Origin of the sequence: Acidovorax sp. Leaf78 (assembly GCF_001422735.1) — a bacterium.
Lineage (GTDB): Bacteria > Pseudomonadota > Gammaproteobacteria > Burkholderiales > Burkholderiaceae_C > Acidovorax.
Window position 1 is genome coordinate 104,041 of sequence record NZ_LMLZ01000021.1, and the last position, 20,093, is coordinate 124,133.

The window sequence follows — 20,093 nt, forward strand, 5'->3', positions numbered from 1 at the left end:
CCTTAGCGCACCAGTTGCACGCGGCCCATGATGCCGGCCGGGCGCAGCAGCAGCACCAGCGCCAGCACCACGAACGACAGCACCAGCTTGTACGACGGCCCCAGCAGCGGCACCGACAGCTCTTGCACCATGCACAGCAGCAGCGCGCCCAGCACCGCACCCAGCGGGCTGCCGATGCCGCCCAGCACCATGGCGGCGAAGGCGGGGATCAGGCTCTCCCAGCCCATCTCGGGCGTGACCACGGCCTTCATGCCCAGCAGCACCCCGCCGATGGACGACAGCGCGCCCACCAGCAGCCACAGGCTCAGCATGAGCCCGCCTGCGCGGATGCCGCTGGCGCGCGCCAGGTCGGCACTGTCGGACACGGCGCGCAGCTGGCGGCCGAAGCTCGTGCGGTAGATGAGCACGAACACCACCAGCAGGCACACCGCGGCGATGGCAGCGATGAGCAGGTCGGTGGGCAGGATGCGGATGCCGCCGAAGTTCCACGCGCGCACCAGCGGCATGTCGAAGGTGCGCTGGTCGTGCCCGGCAAAGAACGAGATCAGGCTGCGCAGCAAAAACCCTAGCCCGATGGCCGCGAGCATCGACGCGACCATGGGCCGCCCCACCAGCTTGCGAAAGATCAGCTGGTACGACCCGGCCGACACCACCGCGGTGATGGCCACGCTGGCGATGGCCGCCAGCCACAGCGGCACGCCGCCCAGCATCTGTACGGCCACCGCGGCGTACGCGCCGGTCGTCAGGAAGTCGCCGGTGGCGGCATTGGGAAAGCGGTTGACGCCCATCACCAGGGTCATGGCCAGCGCGGGCAGCGCCACCACCAGGCCTTCGATCCATCCGTTGATCAAGAGGTTTGTGAAATCGATCCAGGTCATTGCGTCATCTCGTTCTTGCTCTCGTTCTTACCCTTGCGTTGCCAGAAAGCCCCCTGTGCCGCGACGACCGCAGCCGCCGGGGACGAACAGGGGGATGAGGGCCATCACGCAGCGATGGACACCACGTCGCGGCGCACCAGCTGGCCCTTTTCGATGATGAACACACCGAAGTCGGGGGTGGCGTCGCCGAACTTGTCGAAGTCGAGCTTGCTGGACGCGCCTTCGTAGTTGACCTTGGCCTTTTTGCCCAGCTGCGCCTTGCCTTCGGCGAAGGAGTACACGGCGGTGCCGGGGGCGTTGGACACCTCGCGCAGCTTGGCGTTGACCTGCTCCACCGTGGCCTTGGGGCCCGCGGCTTCCATGGCCAGGGCCAGCGAGATCACCATGTCGTACGCCATGGCGGCATAGATGTTGGTGGACGCGGCCTTGCCCGTGGCCTTGGTGAAGGCGGCATCGAACTGCGCGTACGAGGTGCTCTTTTCGTTGGAGACCGTCTCCACCGAAATGATGCCTTCGCACACTTCGGGGCCCAGGGCCTTGACCAGGTCGGGGTTGGCCGCCCAGCCGGGGATGATCCACTTGTTGTCGGCGCCGGACTGGAACCATTCGCGCAGGATGATGGTGGTGTCGGGCAGGTACGAGCCCATCACGATCACATCGGGCTTGGCCGCCAGGATCTTCTGCAGCTCGCTGCGGTAGCTGGGGCGGCTGGGCTCGTAGGTGACGTGTGCGGCCACCTTGCCGCCGCGCTTTTCCCACACCTTGGTGAAGCCTTCGACATTGCCCAGGCCCGAGGCGTTGTTGAACGCCATGGTGGCCGGGCGCTTGAAGCCGCGCTTGGCGCAGATCTCGGCAAAGGCCGCACCGAAGCGGTCGTTGGTGGCCTGAAAGCGCCACACCAGGTCCTTGGTGTCCTGCGTGGAGATGGCGGGCGCACCCGAGACGTTCATCTGGATGATGCCGGCCGCATCGGTCAGCGGCATCACCGCCAGCGTCACGCCCGATGCCCAGGTGCCCAGCACGGCCTGCACCTTGTTCACTTCGATCAGCTTCTTGGCGGCCAGCACGGCGGCGTCCGGCTTGGTCTGGTCGTCTTCGGTGAAGAGTTCGAGCTTGCGGCCGCCCGCGCCACCGGCGGCGTTGACCTCGTCCACCGCGAGGCGGATGGCCTGCTGCATGCCCGGGCCGTACGGGCTGCCCGCGCCGGTGATGGGCGTGAGCGAGCCGATGCGGAAGACCTCGCCCTGCTGGCTGAAGCCGATGGAGGGAAGGCACTGCAGGGCGGCTGCTGCGCCGCCGAGCTTGACGAAATTTCTACGTTGCATGGTGTTCTCCGGTCAGGTCAGGTCAGGTCAGGTCAGGGGGGAATGTGGAGGGGTCGGGGTCACAGGGTGTTCTTGGCGAACGCGCCGTCCTTGACGATCGCGCGGATGTGCTCGCCCTGGTTGAGCAGGCAGGTGATATCGGTGAGCGGGTTGCCATCGACCAGCAGCAGGTCGGCGATGGCGCCCGCCGTGACTTCGCCCAGCTGGCCTTGCTGGCCCAGGATCTCGGCGCCGATCAGCGTGGCCTGCTGCAGCACCGGGCCGTTGCCCAGCACGTCGGCACGCAGGCGCAGCTCGTCGGCCTGCAGGTAGTGCGTTTCGGCCAGCAGGTCGCTGCCCAGGCCCATTTTCACGCCGGCCTTGGCGAGGATCTCGATGGCCGCCTTGCCCTGGCTGCGCACCGAGTCGATCTTGGCGATGGACACGGCCGGCAGGCCGTAGCGCTCGCCCTCGTTGGCCAGGCCTTCGTAGGTGATGAGCGTGGGCACCATGAAAGCGCCCAGTTCGGCCATCAGCTCTGCCGTGGGGGCGTCGACCAGGTTGCCGTGCTCGATGGTGCGCACGCCGCAGCGCACGGCCCGGGCGATGGCGCGGGGCGTGTAGGCGTGGGCCATGACGTAGGTGTTGGCGTTGGTGGCCTCTTCGACGATGGCACGCAGCTCGGCCTCGGAATAGCCCAGGTTGTTGATCGGGTCGTTGGGCGAGGCCACGCCGCCCGAGGCCATGACCTTGATCTGCGTGGCGCCCTTCAGGATCTCTTCACGCACCGCCAGGCGGCAGGCGTCCACGCCATCGACCACACGGCCGATGTTGCCCAGCTTGTACGCGCACGAGCACACGTCCAGGTTGTCGTTGCGCTCGCGAAAGTCCGCATGCCCGCCGGTTTGCGACAGGGCCTTGCCCGAGGGGAAGATGCGCGGGCCCTGCACCAGGCCTGTGCGCACCGCCTCGGCCAGCGACCAGTCGCCGCCGCCTGCGTCGCGCACCGAGGTGAAGCCGCGCGCCAGCATGCCCTTCATGATGGGCAGCGAGCGCAGCATGGTGAACACGTTGGGCATCCGGGCCACGCTGCCCAGGTTGAACGACGAGGCCACGACATGCACGTGGCAGTCGATCAGGCCGGGCATGAGCGTCATGCCGCGCGCGTCGATGCGGTGCGTGCCCTCGGGCGCCTGCACGTCGGCACCGACGGCGGCAATGCGCCCGTCCTGCACCAGCACCGAGAGACCGTCGCGCAAGCTCAGGCCATGGACATCCAGCACGCGGCTGTTTTCTATCAACAAGGTGTTCATGAAATCGATGAAGAGGTCTAAACCGGGGGTTCTCAAATACTCATGGCCCGCAGGCCACCGCATTGGCCAGCTGCACATCCCAAAAATGGTGCGCCGCGTCACGTTCCCAAGGAGGAACCTGTCACGCTGCCGTCACGGGTTGCATTTAACGGGCCAACCGGGTGCCACTGCAACACCTAAAATCTCACCATCCCATGACCTGTACTCATACCCCCGCATGCGCCGCCTGTGCCCGACCATCTCTGAGCTGAACGCCTTTCATTCCGCGGCCAAGCACCAGGCCTTCACCATGGCCGCCAAGGAGCTGTGCGTGACGCAGAGCGCCATCAGCCGCCACATCGCAGCGCTGGAGGACTACCTGGGCCAGAAGCTGTTCATCCGCAAGGCAAGCGGGCTGGAGCTGACCGATGCGGGCGCCACCTATCTCAACGCCACGCGGCCGGCGATGGCCGCGCTGGAATCGGCCACCTCGCAGCTCATGTCGTATGGCGGCAGCGGCGGCGCGCTGAACCTGTCGGTGCCGCCCACGTTCGCGGCGCAGTGGCTCTTTCCGCGGCTGGGCCACTTCAAGCGCACGCTGCCCCAGGTGTCGCTGAACTTCGTGCGCTACCAGCACGCGCACGACTTTGCGGTGCCGTACGAGTTCGACGCGGCCATCCAGTACGGCTACGGCAACTGGCCCAGCGCCAACGCGCGCTACCTGATCGGCAAGGAGACGAGCATCGTCTGCAGCCCGCAGCTGCGCGACGCCCTGCCCCTGCGCACGCCCGCCGATTTGCAGCAGGCCACGCTGCTGCAGCACATCGAGGTGCCCCTGGCCTGGCACGACTGGATGGAGGCGAACCAGTGCGACACCAGCGGCAGCCGCTTCGGGCCCGGTTTCAACCTGTACTCGCTGATCATCCGCGCCGCGGTGTCGGGTTTTGGCGTGGGCATCGTGCCGACCTGCCTGGTGGAAGACGAGCTGCAGGCGGGGTCACTGGTGGAGCCGCTGGGCGAGCGTTTTCAAAGCCCGCTGGGCTACTACCTGTGCGCCCCCACCGCACGCACCAATCTGTCGGTCTACAAGCTGGTGGCCGCGTGGCTGGAGCATTGCTGCAGCCATGGGGCGGTGGAGAGCGGTGGCATTGCGGTGCCTGCCGCAGCGTGCATTTTTTGTGCGGATGAACCGAAGGCGGCGTGAGGGCACAGGGGGTTGAGAGCGACCGCGCCCGCGACAGCAGGCGCTGCGCAACCCCGCCGAAGTAGCCGTTGTGGCCCTCACGCCCGGTGGAGGCCGGTGTGAGTTCGACCGGTGCCGGTCCTCCGTGTGTCCGGTGTCCGGTGTCAATCCTCACCGTTGTCCTGAGGGGGCGCTGTCTTTTCCGGCTGCAGCTGAGCAGCAGGCGCCCGTGCCGAAGGCGCCGGTGCAGGAAAGCCGTTGCGGTCCAGAAAGTCCGCCACGCGCGGCTGCCACAGTTGCGGTGCGCGGGAGAAGACCAGGTGCCCATCCTCGCCGTGCGGAGGGAACTGGATGAACTCCCCCGTTCCCCCCGCTGCGCGAAAGGCGGCGAACCACTCCCGGGGGTGCGTGGCGCCCATGTAGAGATCGTTTTCCGTGTAGACCCAGAGCGAAGGGATGCGCAGCGTGGCGCCGTACCGCGCGAACATCTGCTCCAGCTGCTGCGGTGCACAAGGCCTGCCGGGCTGCGTCTCCGGGTTGCCGCCGCCACCGCCTGCAAAGTTGATCACGGCCTGCACCCCGGCGGGTTGCAGGGCCCCCACCGCAATGGCGGTAGCCCCACCGTAGGACTGGCCCATCACCACCGCTTTGTCCTTGGCGGCGTCCGGCCTCTGGCGCACTACCTGCAGCACTTGCAGCGTCTGCTGCGCGGCAGCGGCGTACCCGGGCGAGTAGCGTTTGCTCTGGCACGGGCCGCTGTTTTCGATGTCTTCACCGCCGCTGACGCCATAGCCCACGCGGGTGGGCACAGCCACGATAAAGCCGCGGCGTACGAAAAACGCCGACTCCTTGGACAAGCGGGCGCGGCCCAGGCCGGCGCGCTTTTCGGGCTGGGCCGACCGGCCGTGGGCCAGCAGCATCACGGGTGCCGGGGTCGGGTTGGCATCGTCCGACCACACGGTGACGCGAATCGGCTGCGCGATGCGCTTGCCGTAGCCATCGACCACCTCGACGGGCACGTCGATCTGCGATTCCTGCAGTCGCGCGTGCACCGGCTGTGCAGTCAGCACCACCGTGAGCAGTGCCACCGCGGCCAGGCTAAGGGACGAGGACGGGGACGGGTGTGTGCGCAAGAAGGGCATGGCGGCGGCTTGATCACATGGTGATGCGGTGCGCGCCACTTTAGAGCACCGGCCGCGAAACGCCGATGCAAAAAACGGCGCCGTGCGAGTCATTCGCAGCGACGCCGTTCATTCTTCAGCACACCACGCTGCCCGCAGCGTGGTAGGCCAGGCCGCCTGGTGCGGCGTCAGCGGGCTGCCTGGCGGATCAGCCGATCAGGCGAACAGCCCCTTGTGCTGATCGCGCAGCAGGTTCTTCTGCACCTTGCCCATGGTGTTGCGCGGCAGCTCGGTGGCCACGAAGCAGCGCTTGGGGATCTTGAAGTTGGCCAGTTGGGTCTTGAGCTTGGCCACGATGGCGTCGCCATCGAGCTGCGCGCCGGGCTTGGCGATCACCACCGCCACGCCCACCTCGCCGAAGTCCGGGTGGGGCACGCCGACCAGGGCGCTTTCGGCCACGCCGGGCATGTCGTTGATGTAGCCCTCGATCTCGGCGGGATAGACGTTGTAGCCGCCGCTGATGATCAGGTCCTTGCTGCGGCCGACGATGCTGATGTAGCCTCGTTCGTCCACCTTGCCCACGTCGCCGGTCTTGAACCACTTGCCGCCCCGTTCATCGGCGGTGAATTCCTCGGCCGTCTTCTCGGGCATGCGCCAGTAGCCCTTGAACACGTTGGGGCCCTGCACCTGGATGGCACCGATCTCGCCCACGGGCAACGGCTGGTTGGCGTCATCCACCACGCGCAGGCCCACGCCGGGCAGCGCAAAGCCCACGGTGGCGCCGCGCCGCTCGCTCTGGCCGCCGTGGCGGGCGTCGGCCGCGTAGGGGTTGGAGGTGAGCATGATGGTCTCGCTCATGCCGTAGCGCTCCAGGATGGTGTGGCCGGTGCGCTGCTGCCATTCGTTGAAGGTCTCGATGAGCAGCGGCGCGGAGCCCGCGACGAACAGGCGCATGTTCTTGGCCGCCTCTTTCGTCAGGCCCGGCTCGGCCAGCAGGCGCACGTACAGCGTGGGCACGCCCATGAAGACGGTGGCGCGGCGCATGGCGGCCAGCACCGCCTTGGGGTCGAACTTGGCAAACCAGATCATCTTGCTGCCGTTGATGAGCGCGCCGTGGATGGCCACGAACAGGCCGTGCACGTGGAAGATGGGCAGCGCGTGGATGAGCACGTCGCCAGACTTCCAGCCCCAATAGTCCTTGAGCACCTGCGCGTTGGACAGCAGGTTGCCGTGCGTGAGCATCGCGCCCTTGCTGCGGCCGGTGGTGCCGCTGGTGTACAGGATGGCGGCCAGGTCGTCGGCCGACCGGGTCACCGGCGTGTGCACGTCGCTGTGGTGCGCGGCGCGCTCCAGCAGGCTGCCCGTGCGGTCATCGCCCAGCGTGAACACATGGCCCGTGCCCTGGGTGAACGCGATCTTGCTGACCCAGCCGAAGTTGCCGGGCGTGCAGACCACCACGGCGGGCTCGGCGTTGCCGATGAAGTATTCGATCTCGGCGCTTTGGTAGGCAGTGTTGAGCGGCAGGAACACGTAGCCCGCGCGCAGCGTGGCGAGGTACAGCAGCATGGCCTCGACCGATTTTTCGACCTGCACGGCCACGCGGCTGCCCTCGGGCAGCTTCAGCGATGTGAGCAGGTTGGCGATGCGGGCGCTGGCGCGCTCCAGGTCGTCCCAGCTGTAGACCAGCTCGGTGCCGTCCGGCGCCGTGGTTTCCACGGCGGCGCTGGCCAGGTCGGTGGGAAAGGCGGCGCGCAGCGCGCTGAAAAGGTTGTGTTGGCTCATGGCAGTCAGGCGAGGTTGTTGGATTGAATCGGTCGAGTTGTCAAATCGTAAATTCAGGCAGTTCAGGCAGTTCAGGCAGTTCAGGCAGTTCAGGCAGTTCAGGCAGTTCAGGCAAGTCTGGTTTGGTCAGAAAAACTTGTGAGACGCATGCGGGCCGGCAGTGCTGCCTTTAGAACGCGGGCGGGCGTTTTTCAAGAAAGGCGGTGATGCCCTCGCGGTGCTCGGCACTGTCGGCATAGGCATACGGTCCAGGCAGGGAATTCACTATGTTTTCGATAGCTGGTGGCGCTTGTCCATCCAGCGGTAGCGGCGTTTTCAATGCCCGAAACGTCTGCTTGTTCATGCGCGCGGCGCGTGGCGCCAGGGCGGCGACGCGCACCGCACTGGCCAGGGCCTCGGTGGCTACCACGTCATCGGCCACCACGCGGCTCAGAAAGCCGCGCGCGAGCATGTCGCTGGCGTTGAAGGTGGCGGCCTCCAGCAGCATCTGGCGTGCCGTCACATCGCCCACCGCGCGGGCCACCAGCTGCGCCTCGCGCGGGGCCATCGGAAACCCCAGCTTGGCAATCGGCGCCCCGAAGCGCGCGGCCTGGCCGGCAATGCGGATGTCGCAGCAGGCGGCAATCTCCACCCCCGCCCCCATGCACGCCCCGTCGATGCGCGCCACGATGGGCACGTCGCACGCCAGCATGGCGGCCAGACCGCCCCACACATCGTTCTCGTGGAAGTCGCGCAAAGAAGTGGCATCAAAACGGAACGCGGGGTACTCGGAGATATCGCCCCCCGCGCAAAACGCCCCGCCCTCTCCCGCCACGATCACGCAGCGCACGCTGTCGTCACCACCCTCGGCCCGCTGCTGGATGCCCACAAACACCTCGCGCAACTGCCGCCACATGGCGCGCGACATCGCATTCAGGCGCCCGGTGTGCCGCAGCGTGACCTGCACCACGCCGCGCTCATCCGCATCCGCTACCACCGCTTCACCCGACATAGTGCAAATCCATCACGTTGTACAAGCCCCTTGGCCTGGAAAACCGGCGCTACGCCATCGCCAGCGCCACCGTGGAACCGGCTTCGCCGGGCCACCGGAGGCGTCCCCCTTGGGGGAAGGCGCGCAGCGCCACAGGGGGTTAGTCGAGTTTCGCGCCGGAGGCCTTCACCACCGCCGCCCAGCGCTTGACCTCGCTGCTGACCATCGCCGCGAACTGCTGCTGCGACAGCCCGCCGTAGTCGGCACCGTTGTTCGCCCAGATGGTTTTCAGCTCGTCGGCCATGCCCAGTTTGCGCACCTCGTCCACGATGCGGGCCTGCAGGTCGGCGGGCGTGCCCTTGGGGGCCCACAGGCCGTACCAGGTGGTCACGGTGTAGTCGGGCAGGCCGACCTCGGCCGCGCAGGGCACGTCGGGGAAGGCGGGGTTGCGCTTGGTGCCGGACACCATCAGCGCCTTCACCCGGCCGCCCTTGATGTGGTTGGCCGAGGAACCCAGGCCATCGAACATCATGTCCACCTGGCCGCCGATCAGGTCCTGCAGCGCAGGGCCGGCACCGCGGTAGGGGATGTGCGTGATGAAGGTATTGGTCTGCTGCTTGAACAGCTCGCCCGCCAGGTGGTGCGAGGTGCCCGCGCCGGCCGAGCCGTAGTTGAGCTTGGCGGGGTTGCGCTTGACGTATTCCATGAACTGCTGGAAGTTGCTCACCGGCACGTTCTTGGGGTTGACCACCAGCACCTGCGGCACGTTGGCCAGCAGGAACAGCGGGACGAAGTCTTTCTCGATGTCGTAGTCGAGCTTGGGGTACATCGACGGCGCGATGGCATGGTGCACGGCGCCCATGAAGAGCGTGTAGCCATCGGGCGCGCCCTTGGCGGCAAAGCTGGCGCCCACGGTGCCGCCCGCGCCGCCGCGGTTGTCGATCACCAGCGTCTTGCCGGTGGCCTTGGCGAACTGGGCCGCCAGCGGCCGCGCGAACGCGTCGGTGCCCCCGCCGGCCGGAAACGGCACCACCAGGTTGACGGGCTTGGTGGGCCAGGCCGATGCCTGGGCCCAGCTGCCGCCACTGGCCAGGCCCAGCCCTGCGGCGGCGGCGCCCACCAGCAGGCTGCGGCGTTGCACCGCTCGGTCGTGGAATTGCGTTGTCTGAGTCATGTCTTGTCTCCTGTCGTCGTTGTTGAAATGGAAAGCCGGCACCGCGCACGCCGTGGGTGTCGCTGCCGTCCGCAGCCTGCACTTCTACCAGAACCGTGACTTGCGGCGCGGGCCATCGGGTCGATGTGCAGGCGGTGGGCGGCAGTCGGGCCCCACGTTGTCCAGCGTGGTGTCAGCCGCGGCACAAGGTGTCGATGTCCCCCGACACCGGCACCTTGCCCTGCGCCAGCAAGCTGCGATGCTTGTCGATGCGCTTCAAGTCGTACAGGTAGTTGACCATCAACCCGTACGATTGTTTGACGCCCTTGGTGGACGGATCGCCCGCCCAGTTCAGCCGCTCCACGCGGGCGCCGTTGCCCAGGTGAAAACGTGCCACCGGGTCCACGGGCTTGCCCTCCAGCAGCTCGCGTCCCAGGTAGTGCGCGGCGCATTCGAGCAGCATCTGGCGCACGGGCGACTTGGCGTCCAGCTCCAGCGCCTTGTCGATGGCGGCCAGCAAGTGGGTGGGCTGCGGCGGCTCGAAGCCCACCGCACGGCCCAGCTCGGCGCGGCGCTTGTCGTCCAGGCGCTCCAACATGGCACCGGCATGCTTGCCCAGCCAGGCGCGAAACCCGGGGATGGGCGACAGCGTGGCAAAGGTGCGCAGGCGCGGGAACTCGGCGGTCAGCGTTTCCACCACATGCTTGATGAGCGAGTCGCCAAAGCTCACGCCGCGCAGGCCCGTCTGGGTGTTGCTGATCGAATAGAAGATGGCCGTGGTGGCGCGGGTGATGTCCACGGGCGCAGCGGCTTCGTCCAGCAGCGGCGTGATGCTGGGCGAGATCTTGTCCACCAACGCCACCTCCACAAAGATCAGCGGCTCGTCGGGCAGGCGCGGGTGGAAGAAGCCGTAGCAGCGGCGGTCGCTGTCCAGCCGGTTCTTCAAGTCAGCCCAGCTGCGGATGTCGTGCACGGCTTCGTACTTGATGAGCTTTTCGAGCAGCGAGGCGGGCGAGTCCCACGACAGGCGGCGCAGCTGCAAAAACGCCACGTCGAACCAGGTGGAGAACAAATGCTCCATCTCGGCATCGAGCGCCAGCAGGCGCTTGTCGGCCTTGAGCAGCGGCAGCAACTCGGCCCGCATGTCCACCAGGAAGCGCATGCCTTCGGGAAACACCGCAAAGCGCTGCAGCAGCCGCGTGCGCGGCGTGACCATGGCGCGGCGCAGGCTGATCTCGGCCTGGCCCTCTTCGGCGGTGCCGGCCGCGGCCTCGTAGCGCTGGCGGGCCGACTTGAAGCGCGTGGCGTCGGGCGCGAACTGCTCGCACATCAGCAGCCACATGTCGCGGCGCTGTTCGGGCTCGGCCTTGGCGTACCACTCGGCCACGGCCTGGGCGCGGCGCCCGCCTTCGATCTCGCTCACCTGCGGGGCCACGACCTCCTGCAGGTCGGCCAGCAGGCGGCGCAGCGCGCGCGGCGACAGGGACTCCTGCCCGCGCCGCAGCGTGGCCTGCAGCCGCTCGTGCGTGGACCGCGGCGGCGCGACCTTGGCGACCACGTCGGTCACGGTCTTGTCGATCACGGCCTTGGACGTGGTCTTGTCAGCAGCCTTGTCGGCGGCCTTGTCAGTGGGCTTGTCGGCCGCAGGGGCTGTCGTGCGCAGGCGCGAGACGCTGCGGGCAATCCATTCAGGGGTGGTGTTCATCATGGTGTCAGCCTCGATTGCTGGTTGCGGGCTACGTCGCGCAGCGCATCACGCTGGCGCAACAGATGGGTGCGCATGGCCTCTTCGGCGGCGTCGCAGTCGCGGGCCTTCAATGCGGCGAACACGGCCAGGTGCTCGGCCAGGCTTTGCTGCAGGCGGCCGGGCGCGTGCAGCGTCTGCAGCCGGGCCAGGCGCAGGATCTTGCGCAGGTCGCCGATCACCTGGGCCAGCCAGCGGTTGTCGGCCAGCGTGATGAAGGCCTCGTGGATGGCGTAGTTGGCTTCGTAGTAGTCGGTGATGAGGCCGTCGGCTGCGCACTGCTGCAGGCGCTGGTGCAGCGCCTCGAGCGCCGCCACGTCCGCGGCGCCGGCCTTGCGCGTGGCCTCGTGGGCGGCACGGCCTTCGAGCAGCGCGATGACGGGGAACAGGTCGTCCAGGTCGCGCTCGGTGATCTGGGCCACAAAGCAGCCCCGGCGCGGCTCGTGGCGCAGCAGCCCTTCGGCCACCAGCACCTTGAGCGCCTCGCGCAGCGGGGTGCGCGAAATCTCGAGCCGCTCGCACAGCGCAGCTTCGTCCAGAAAGCTGCCGGGAGGCAACGCACCCGCAAAAATCTGCTCCCGCAGCCGCGCCGCGGCTTCGTCATGCAGGGAATTGGGGATGGGGCGCATGGTGAAAACAGCTAAATGGTGGGAGCAAGCGGTTGAACCGTGGGTTTCTACCTAGTGGCGCTGTCGGCATCTGGAAGCCATCGTTGTTTAAAAAACAGCCAACCGGATGGTTCCTTCGACAACTCGCATAATTTTCCATAATTATGAGAACGCTTGCGAAAAAACACCAGCACAGAATGCTGTGCACCGTCAAAAACCTGTTTTGGGGTGAAAACGCGACATCCGCGGCACCCATTCGCACTGCAGTGACGCCCGCCTATATGGCCGGCAGCTGTCGGGCTGTCTGCCCGCTGGACTCCCACTGCATTGGTCCCCCGCCAGCTGACACCTTGCTCTCTTGCCAGGTGCGCACGGGCCCACGTCACACAACGTGTTCGAACCCCTGCACCAGGTGGTCGATCCACACCCGCAGCTTGGCCGGCAAGAAGCGGTTGGGTGGGTACAGCAGCCAGGCCATGCCGGCATACGCTGTCTTGTGATCCCAATCGTGCAGCACCTGCACCAGGGCGCCGCTTTGCAACGCAGCGCGCGCTGCAAAGCCCGGCAGGCTGGCAATGCCCAGGTGGTGCAGCGCGGCCTCCAGCCGGACTTCGCTGTGGTTGGCCACATAGCGCCCGCGCACGGCCACGGTGGCCACATCGGCGCCCCGTTCAAAGCGCCAGTGCCTGTCGCGCTCGTCTTCGCCCAGATATATGCACGCATGCTGTTCCAGGTCGCGCGGGTGCGCCGGGTGGCCGTGCGCCGCCAGGTACTGGGGGCTGGCGCACACGATGTGCGGCAGCGGGGCCAGGGGCCGACCCGCCAGGCCGGGGGGCGGTGTGCCGGTCACGCGCAGGGCCAGGTCGATGGGGTCTTGGAACAGGTCCACCACCCGGTCGGTGATGAGCAGTTGCACATCCACCTGCGGGTACTTCTGCAGAAACGACAGCACCAGCGGGTGTACCAGTTGCCGCCCCACGGCCTTGGGCATGCTCATGCGCACCATGCCGGTGGGCTCGCCGGTGTGGGTGTCGCTCAGCGCCCACACCTCGCGGGCGGCGGACACCATCGACTGGCAGCGGCTATAGGCTGCCGCGCCCCCGTCGGTGAGCTTGAGCTTGCGGGTGGTGCGCTCGAGCAGCCGCACGCGCAGGGCGCCCTCCAGCCGCGCCACCTGGCGGCTGACGGCCGATGGGGTGATGCCCAGTTGCCGGGCCGCGGCGGAGAAGCTGCCGGCCTCGACCACCCGCGCGAACACGGCCATGTCGGAGAGGCTGTCGAGAGGCTGATTGATGCTCATGGCGCACAAGTTATGTTCTGCGGAAGCGATTATCAATGCACAGGCGCAAATGAATAATCGCCGTAGTGTCTTCTTTATCTGCCCGCCTGCGTAGGCACCCTGCCCCATGACCACCGTGACCACCCTTGCCGCCACCACCCCGTCCCCCCTTGCGCCCCGGCTGGCCGATGCCGCGCTGTTGTTGGTCGCCGTGGTCTGGGGCACCAGCTACGGCGTGGCCAAGGGGGCCCTGGTGTTCTACCCGGTGCTGGGATTTCTGGCGGTGCGGTTCGGATTGACCTTTGTGCTGCTGCTGCCGGCGCTGCTGCGCGCCAGCCGCGCGGAGCAGCGGGACGCACTGGCGGCGGGGCTGCCGCTGGGCGGGTTGCTGATGGGCATCTTTGTGTGCGAGACGTTTGGGTTGGCGCTCACCCAGGCCAGCAATGCGGCGTTTCTCATCAGCCTGTGCGTGGTGTTCACGCCGTTTGCCGAGTGGGCGCTGCTGGGCCAGCGGCCCGCGCGGGCGATGTTCGTGTTTGCCGGGGTGTCCCTGGTGGGCGCTGCGCTGCTCAGCGGCGGCCTCAGCGGCCACTGGGGCTGGGGCGACGCGCTGATGCTGGCCGCCGCCGTGCTGCGCGCCATCACCGTGTGCCAGACCAGCCGCCTCACCCGCCGCCGCAACGCACCGGTGCTGGCCCTGACGGCCGTGCAGGCCGGCGTCATCGCGCTGGGCAGTGTGGCGCTGGCCTTTGCATTACCCGGCGGCCTGCCACCGCTGCCTGGCGACACCGGCTTCTGGCTGGCCTGCATCTACCTGGTGTTGGGCTGCACGGTGTTCGCCTTCGTGATGCAGAACTGGGCCCTGCGCCACAGCTCGCCGTCGCGCGTCGGACTGCTGATGGGCAGTGAGCCGGCGTTTGGTGCGCTGTTTGCCGTGCTGTGGCTGGGCGAGAGCCTCAGCATCGCGGGCTGGGCCGGGGGTGCGTTGATTGTGGCGGCGGCGTTGTGGACGATGCTGCGGCGCGGGGCGTCGGCCCCGAACTGACCAAGTGCCGCGCGCATACTCGCGCCGATGCTCTCCCACCTGACCTTTGCACCGCCGACCGACGACGATCTGCGTGCCGGCACCCTGGGCCGACAAATGCGCGAATACAACTACCGATTCGTCGGCGAATACCCTGCCCAGCAGCCCGTGCGCTTGGATGCACGCGATGCGCAAGGGCGACTGGTGGGCGGCATCCGTGGCTTCGTGTTCGTGTATTGGCTGAACATCGACGTGCTGTGGGTCGCCGACGACCACCGCGGTCAGGGCCTGGGCACTCACCTGCTGGGCTGGGCAGAGGCGCAGGGGCGCACGCTCGGCGCACACCACGCCAGGCTCGACACCTTCGAATGGCAGGCGCGGGGCTTCTACATCCAGCAGGGCTATGCTGAATTTGCCCGCATCGAGGACTACCTTCCCGGTCAGTACCTGGCCTTCATGAAAAAGCCGCTGGCCTGATGAGGGCCCAGCGGCTTCGTTAGTGAAATTGCTATCTATTTAATAGCTTTTGGCGCTTGCCTACCAAGCGGTAGAGGCCATTTTCACCTTGCACCCAGCGCCACCACAGGCTGGCGCTGCGCCCACAGCCACAGCCCGATGCCACCCACAATCATCGGCACGCACAGCCACTGACCCATGCTCATGCCCAGCGACAGCACGCCCAGGAAGGCGTCCGGCTCGCGGAAGTACTCAGCGATGAAGCGGAAGACGCCGTAGCCGAACAGGAAGGCAGCGGCCACCTGGCCTTGGCGGCGTTCCTTGCGGGCGTACAGCCACAGCAGCACGAACAGCAGCAAGCCCTCCAGCAAGAACTGGTAGACCTGCGACGGGTGGCGCGGCTGCATCGATCCGCTGTGCGCGAAGACCATGCCCCAGGGCAGGTCGGGGCTGGAAAAGCGCCCCCAGAGTTCGCCGTTGATGAAATTGCCCACCCGACCGGCCGCCAGGCCGGTGGGCACGCAGGGCGCCACGAAGTCGGCGACCTGCAGCCAGGGGCGCTTGCGCGAATGCGCAAACCAGATCATCGCCACGATGACGCCCAGCAGCCCGCCGTGAAACGCCATGCCGCCCTGCCACACGGCAAAGATCTCCAGCGGGTGGGTGAGGTAGTAGCCCGGCTTGTAGAACAGGCAGTAGCCCAGCCGGCCGCCCACCACCACGCCCGCCACCCCCAGGAAGAGGATGTCCTCGACATCCTTGCGCGTCCAGGCGCCCGGGCCGGTGATGGAGGCAAAGGGCTCGTGGCGCAGGCGCCGGATGCCCAGGAACATGAACAGGCCGAAAGCCGCCAGGTAAGTCAGCCCATACCAGTGAATGGCCAGCGGGCCGAGCTGCAGGGCGACGGGGTCGATGTGGGGGTAGGTCAGCATGGTGGCCGGTATTGTGCCCGCCCGCGCGGGGGCTCCGCGCGAATGGCAACCCCGTGGGGCGTGGGGACAGGCATAATTGATACTGATAGTAGTTCTCATTACCATCCCGCAATGCCAACGGCCCCCGTGCCGGCTGGTATTGCCGCCCTGTTTCGACCCTCCCCTGTCCCACGCGCCCGTACCTTGCAGAGCCTTTACCTGGACCACCACACCTGGCTGCAGAGCCTGCTGAGAAAGCGGCTGGGCAACCGTGACGATGCCGCAGACCTGGCGCACGACACGTTCGTGCGCGTGCTGCGGTCCGACACGCCGGTGGAGGATATCCGCGAGCCGCAGCGCTACCTGGCCACGGTGGCGCGCGGGCTGGTGGCCGACTTTTTTCGGCGCCGCTCGCTGGAGCAGGCCTACCTGGACTACCTGGCCGTGCTGCCCGAAGACATGGCGCCCTCGCCCGAGGAGCAGGCCATCATGCAGCAGACCCTGATCAACGTGGACCGCATGCTCGGCAGCCTGCCGCCCAAGGTGCGCGAGGCCTTTGTGCTGGCGCAGTTCGAAGAGCTGACCTACCCCGAGATCGCCCAGCGCCTGGGCATATCGCTGCGCAGCGTGAGCAACTACCTCACGCGGGCCATGGAGCACTGCGCCGTGGTGTTGGAAGATTGAGTGCCCCCGCGACCGAAAGATCGAAGGGCGCCAGCGCCGTGAGCAGCCAGCCCACCGACTCCGAGCGCCGCGCGCTGCGAGAGGCCGCCGCCTGGCACACCCGCCTGCGCGACCACACCGCGGCTGCCGCCGACGACGACCACCGTGCCTGGCAGGACTGGCACGCGGCCGACCCGGCCCACCAGCGCGCCTGGCAAAAGGTGCAAGCCGTGGGCGCACAGCTGGGCCGCATCCCGGCGCCGCTGGCGCGGCAGGCGCTGGGCGAGCGCAGCCGGCCGCCCCGGCGCGCCGTGCTGCGCAGCCTGGCCGCGGGGGTGGGTGTGGGCTCGGCGGCGCTGCTGTCGTGGCGCACCCTGCCCTGGCAGGAATGGCAGGCCACGCACCGCACCGCTGTGGGCGAGCGGCGCGACATCACCCTGCCCGATGGCTCGCTGCTGGCGCTGGACACCGGCACGGCGGTGGATGTGGAATTCAACGACCGCGAACGCCTGCTGCGCCTGCACACCGGGCGCATCCTGGTGGCCACGCAGCCCGATGCGCAGGGCCGCCGCTTCAGCGTGGTGACGAGCCAGGGCCGCGTCGTGGCACTGGGCACGCGCTTTTCCGTGCAGTTGCAGGGCGACGGCCAGTGCCACGTGAGCGTGCAGGAGAAGGCCGTGCGCGTGCTGCCGGCAGAGGGCATGCCACGCGAGCTGCAGGCCGGCGAGCAGACACGCTTCACCCCGCTGGCGGCAGAGCCCCCCGTGGCCGCCGACCCGTTCGACGCCAGCTGGCGCGACGGCGGGCTGATCGCGGTGGACATGCCGCTGGGCACCCTGATCGCTGCGCTGGCCCGCTACCGCCCCGGCCACCTGGGCTGCGCGCCGGAGGTGGCGGCCGTGCGGGTGTCGGGCGCCTTCCCGGTGAACGACACCGACCGCGCGCTGGCGGCATTGGTCAGCCGGTTTCCGCTGCAGCTGCGCAGCCACACGCGCTACTGGGTGCGGGTGGAAGCGCTGGAACGGCTTTGACCGCCCGGTGCCTGACACCGGCATTGCTACAAAAATAGTAGCTACAAAGCATTACCAGTCAAGCGGCAGGCACCTTAAATGGCATTGACTGCATACCTCGCGAAATTTTTTTGACCCCGGGTTTGCAGGTTTGGCGTGCCTTGAGCGGCATACCAATGAACCCGCTGAGCGCCCAGAAGAATCCATGCCATCCGCCACCCCTGCCTGCCTGGCCCGTGCCGCGCTGCTGAGCGCTGCGCTGTGCGTGGCCGTGGCCGTGGCCGGCCCGGTGGCCCAGGCCCAGCCGGCCCCGGCCGCAACTGCAGGCCAGGCGCCCGGCGGCGACACGGCGCGCGCATATGCCATTGCCCCCGGGCCGCTGGCCGTGGTGGTGAGCCAGTTTGCCAACGCTGCTGGGGTGGCGCTGTCGTTCGACGCGGCCCAACTAGGGCCACAGCAATCGCCCGGGCTGCAGGGCCAGTACACGGTGGAGGCCGGCTTTGCCCGGCTGCTGGAGGACAGCGCCCTGCAGGCCGTGCGCGCATCGAGCGGCGTCTACACCCTGCGCGCCATGCCACGCGCCACAGCACCCGAGGCCAGCGGCGCGCAGGTGCTGGCACCGGTCACGGTGACGGCGACCGCGCCCACCGCCCGCACCGAGCAGTCGGGCTCGTACACCGCCAGCACGGCCACTGTCTTTGCGGGCCCGCAACCGGTGCGCGGCATAGCACAGCCGGTCACCGTGCTCACGCGCCAGTGGCTGGACGACCGCGCACTGCCGGACCTGCACGCGGTGATGCAGCACACCCCCGGCATCACGGTGGACTACACCGACAGCGAGCGTGTGAACTACTACGCCCGGGGCCACCAGATCGACGCGCTGCAGGTCGACGGCATGGCGCTGAGCCAGAACACCTCGGCCTCGATCTTCATCCAGCCCGACACGGCGGTGCTCGACCGGGTGGAAGTGCTGCGCGGCGCGGCGGGCCTGTTGCGCGGCGCGGGCAACCCATCGGCCACCGTGAACATGGTGCGCAAACGCCCTGCGCGTGGATTCGAGGCCTCTGCAGGTGTGACGCTGGGCACCTGGAGCCGCCGCCGCATCGACGCGGACATCTCCAGCCCGCTCAACGATGCAGGCAGCGTGCGCGGCCGGCTGGTGGCCGTGGCCGATGGCAAGAAGTTCTTTCAGCAGGCGCGGGCCGAGGACCGCCAACTGCTCTACGGCGTGGTCGAGGCAGACCTGGCCCCTGGCACCACGCTCACGGCGAGCCTGCAGCACACCGAACTGGATGCCACCGGCGCCTGGGGCGGCCTGCCCGCAGGCCTGGACGGCACGCAACTGCACCTGCCGCGCAGCATGTACCTGGGCACCGACTGGAACCGGTGGGACCGGCACAACGACCAGGCCTTCATCGAGCTGGCACACCGCGCCGGCAACGGCTGGAGCTCGCGCCTGAGCGCCGCCCACAACCGCCTGCGCAGCGACGGTTTCAAGCAAACCTCGTTCACCAGCGCGAGCAGCACCGACCCGTACCTGGTCGACGTGAGCACCTCCATCTACGGCGCAGAAGCCAGCGACCAGAGCGCCCTGGCCCTGTCGGCCACCGGCCCGTTCGAGCTGCTGGGCCGCACCCACACCCTGGCCCTGGGCGCCGACACCCTGCACATCCGCACCACAGGCACCAGCGGTCACTGGGACGTAAGCCCCCTGCAGGGTGTGGACCTGCGCACCTGGAACCCCGCCACCAGCTACCCCGAGCCCTTCTACAGCCCCGGCAACGGCACGGCCTACACCGCGCCGTCGTCGCGCACCGGGCAGCAGGGCGCGTACGCCATGGCCCGCCTGTCGCTGGCCGACCCGCTCACGGCCATCGTCGGCGCGCGCGTCAGCGGCTGGCGCTACCGCGTGCCTGCAGCCCCCACCAGCAACTACAGCGTGGCGCACGAAATCACGCCCTACGCAGGCCTGGTCTACGACCTGGGCGACCACCTGAGCCTGTACGGCAGCTATGCCGAAACCTTCACGCCGCAGGACGCCAAGGGTGCGGACGGACGGCTGCTGGCGCCCATCCGTGGCCAGGACATCGAGGCGGGCGTGAAGGGCGAGTTCATGGATGGCCGGCTCGCGGCGTCGCTGTCGCTGTTTCGCATCCACCAAGTGGGTCGGGCCATGGACGACCTGGGCAGCCCGCAAGGCTGCCCCAGCAACCCCGCCGGCCACTGCCAGGTGGCGGGCGGCAAAACACGCAGCCAGGGCCTGGAGCTGGAGGTGTCCGGCGAGCCACGGCCCGGCTGGCAGGTGCTGGCGGGCTACACCCACACCCGCACCCGGTACCTGCGCGATGCCGACCCCGCCAATACCGGCCAGCCACTGCGCAGCATCGACCCGCGCCACGCGCTGCGGCTGTTCGCCAAGCACCGGCTGGACGGCGCCCTGCGGGGCTGGAGCATCGGCGTGGGCGCACGGGTGCAGAGCGATGCGTATGTCACCGCCGGCGACGTGACGTCGCGCCAGGGCGGGTATGCGGTGCTCGACGCCATGCTGGGCTACCGCATCGACGCCAGGTACTCGGTGCAGGTCAATGTGAACAACGTGCTCGACAAGGTGTACTACGCCAAGTTCGCCCCCAACGCCCGCTACTTCAACAACTACTACGGCGACCCGCGCAACGTGGCGGTGTCGCTGCGCGCCAACTTCTGACACGGGGACTG

The 20,093-nt window shown here is 68.1% G+C and carries 17 protein-coding genes; 6 read left to right on the forward strand and 11 right to left on the reverse strand.

Features of this window, described 5'->3' with window-relative positions; all coding sequences use genetic code 11:
• Positions 1–2: 2 nt before the first annotated feature.
• The 3 genes from ASF16_RS16555 to ASF16_RS16565 form a co-directional block, all read right to left on the reverse strand.
• Positions 3–878 carry a branched-chain amino acid ABC transporter permease gene (locus ASF16_RS16555; RefSeq protein WP_056169631.1) on the reverse strand — a complete coding sequence of 292 codons (876 nt, stop codon included), beginning with the start codon at positions 876–878 and terminating at the stop codon, positions 3–5.
• A gap of 104 nt (positions 879–982) precedes the next feature.
• Positions 983–2,203: an ABC transporter substrate-binding protein gene (locus ASF16_RS16560; protein ID WP_056169635.1), complete on the reverse strand. Its 1,221-nt coding sequence runs from the start codon at positions 2,201–2,203 to the stop codon at positions 983–985.
• Positions 2,204–2,262: 59 nt separating this feature from the next.
• Positions 2,263–3,495: an amidohydrolase family protein gene (locus ASF16_RS16565; RefSeq protein WP_056169638.1), complete on the reverse strand. Its 1,233-nt coding sequence runs from the start codon at positions 3,493–3,495 to the stop codon at positions 2,263–2,265.
• 217 nt (positions 3,496–3,712) lie between these two features.
• Between ASF16_RS16565 and ASF16_RS16570 the strand changes: the two genes are divergently transcribed.
• Complete coding sequence (locus tag ASF16_RS16570; RefSeq protein WP_056169641.1) at positions 3,713–4,678, forward strand: LysR substrate-binding domain-containing protein; 966 nt, start codon at positions 3,713–3,715, stop codon at positions 4,676–4,678.
• 143 nt (positions 4,679–4,821) lie between these two features.
• Here ASF16_RS16570 and ASF16_RS16575 read toward each other — a convergent pair whose 3' ends face one another.
• The 7 genes from ASF16_RS16575 to ASF16_RS16605 form a co-directional block, all read right to left on the reverse strand.
• Positions 4,822–5,799, reverse strand: coding sequence for a S9 family peptidase (locus ASF16_RS16575; protein WP_156372113.1), 978 nt, complete (start codon positions 5,797–5,799; stop codon positions 4,822–4,824).
• A 195-nt stretch (positions 5,800–5,994) separates the two neighbouring features.
• Positions 5,995–7,560 carry a malonyl-CoA synthase gene (locus tag ASF16_RS16580; protein WP_056169644.1) on the reverse strand — a complete coding sequence of 522 codons (1,566 nt, stop codon included), beginning with the start codon at positions 7,558–7,560 and terminating at the stop codon, positions 5,995–5,997.
• Between the two features lie 169 nt (positions 7,561–7,729).
• The gene (locus ASF16_RS16585; protein WP_056169647.1) at positions 7,730–8,551 is read right to left on the reverse strand and encodes an enoyl-CoA hydratase/isomerase family protein; all 822 of its coding nucleotides are present in this window, start codon (positions 8,549–8,551) and stop codon (positions 7,730–7,732) included.
• 139 nt (positions 8,552–8,690) lie between these two features.
• A complete protein-coding gene (locus ASF16_RS16590) occupies positions 8,691–9,704 on the reverse strand; it encodes a tripartite tricarboxylate transporter substrate binding protein (protein ID WP_056169651.1) in 1,014 nt (337 codons plus the stop codon).
• A gap of 172 nt (positions 9,705–9,876) precedes the next feature.
• Positions 9,877–11,388 carry a malonyl-CoA decarboxylase gene (locus ASF16_RS16595; protein ID WP_056169654.1) on the reverse strand — a complete coding sequence of 504 codons (1,512 nt, stop codon included), beginning with the start codon at positions 11,386–11,388 and terminating at the stop codon, positions 9,877–9,879.
• Positions 11,388–12,056 carry a GntR family transcriptional regulator gene (locus ASF16_RS16600; protein ID WP_056169658.1) on the reverse strand — a complete coding sequence of 223 codons (669 nt, stop codon included), beginning with the start codon at positions 12,054–12,056 and terminating at the stop codon, positions 11,388–11,390. The genes ASF16_RS16595 and ASF16_RS16600 overlap by 1 nt, the downstream gene beginning before the upstream one ends.
• Positions 12,057–12,417: 361 nt before the next feature.
• Positions 12,418–13,335, reverse strand: coding sequence for a LysR family transcriptional regulator (locus ASF16_RS16605; protein WP_056169661.1), 918 nt, complete (start codon positions 13,333–13,335; stop codon positions 12,418–12,420).
• A gap of 106 nt (positions 13,336–13,441) precedes the next feature.
• Between ASF16_RS16605 and ASF16_RS16610 the strand changes: the two genes are divergently transcribed.
• Positions 13,442–14,359, forward strand: a complete 918-nt coding sequence (locus ASF16_RS16610) for a DMT family transporter (RefSeq protein WP_056169664.1) — start codon at positions 13,442–13,444, stop codon at positions 14,357–14,359.
• Between the two features lie 27 nt (positions 14,360–14,386).
• Positions 14,387–14,815, forward strand: coding sequence for a GNAT family N-acetyltransferase (locus ASF16_RS16615; RefSeq protein WP_056169667.1), 429 nt, complete (start codon positions 14,387–14,389; stop codon positions 14,813–14,815).
• 83 nt (positions 14,816–14,898) lie between these two features.
• On the opposite strand, the gene lgt is transcribed toward ASF16_RS16615, so the two are convergent.
• Complete coding sequence (gene lgt / locus ASF16_RS16620) at positions 14,899–15,726, reverse strand: prolipoprotein diacylglyceryl transferase (protein WP_056169669.1); 828 nt, start codon at positions 15,724–15,726, stop codon at positions 14,899–14,901.
• Positions 15,727–15,909: 183 nt separating this feature from the next.
• On the opposite strand from lgt, the gene ASF16_RS16625 reads away from it, so the two are divergent.
• From ASF16_RS16625 to ASF16_RS16635, 3 genes are all read left to right on the forward strand, one after another.
• The gene (locus tag ASF16_RS16625; protein ID WP_056169672.1) at positions 15,910–16,389 is read left to right on the forward strand and encodes a sigma-70 family RNA polymerase sigma factor; all 480 of its coding nucleotides are present in this window, start codon (positions 15,910–15,912) and stop codon (positions 16,387–16,389) included.
• A gap of 38 nt (positions 16,390–16,427) precedes the next feature.
• A complete protein-coding gene (locus ASF16_RS16630) occupies positions 16,428–17,399 on the forward strand; it encodes a FecR domain-containing protein (RefSeq protein ID WP_056170643.1) in 972 nt (323 codons plus the stop codon).
• Positions 17,400–17,583: 184 nt separating this feature from the next.
• The gene (locus tag ASF16_RS16635; protein WP_056169676.1) at positions 17,584–20,082 is read left to right on the forward strand and encodes a TonB-dependent receptor; all 2,499 of its coding nucleotides are present in this window, start codon (positions 17,584–17,586) and stop codon (positions 20,080–20,082) included.
• The last annotated feature ends 11 nt before the right edge of the window (positions 20,083–20,093 follow it).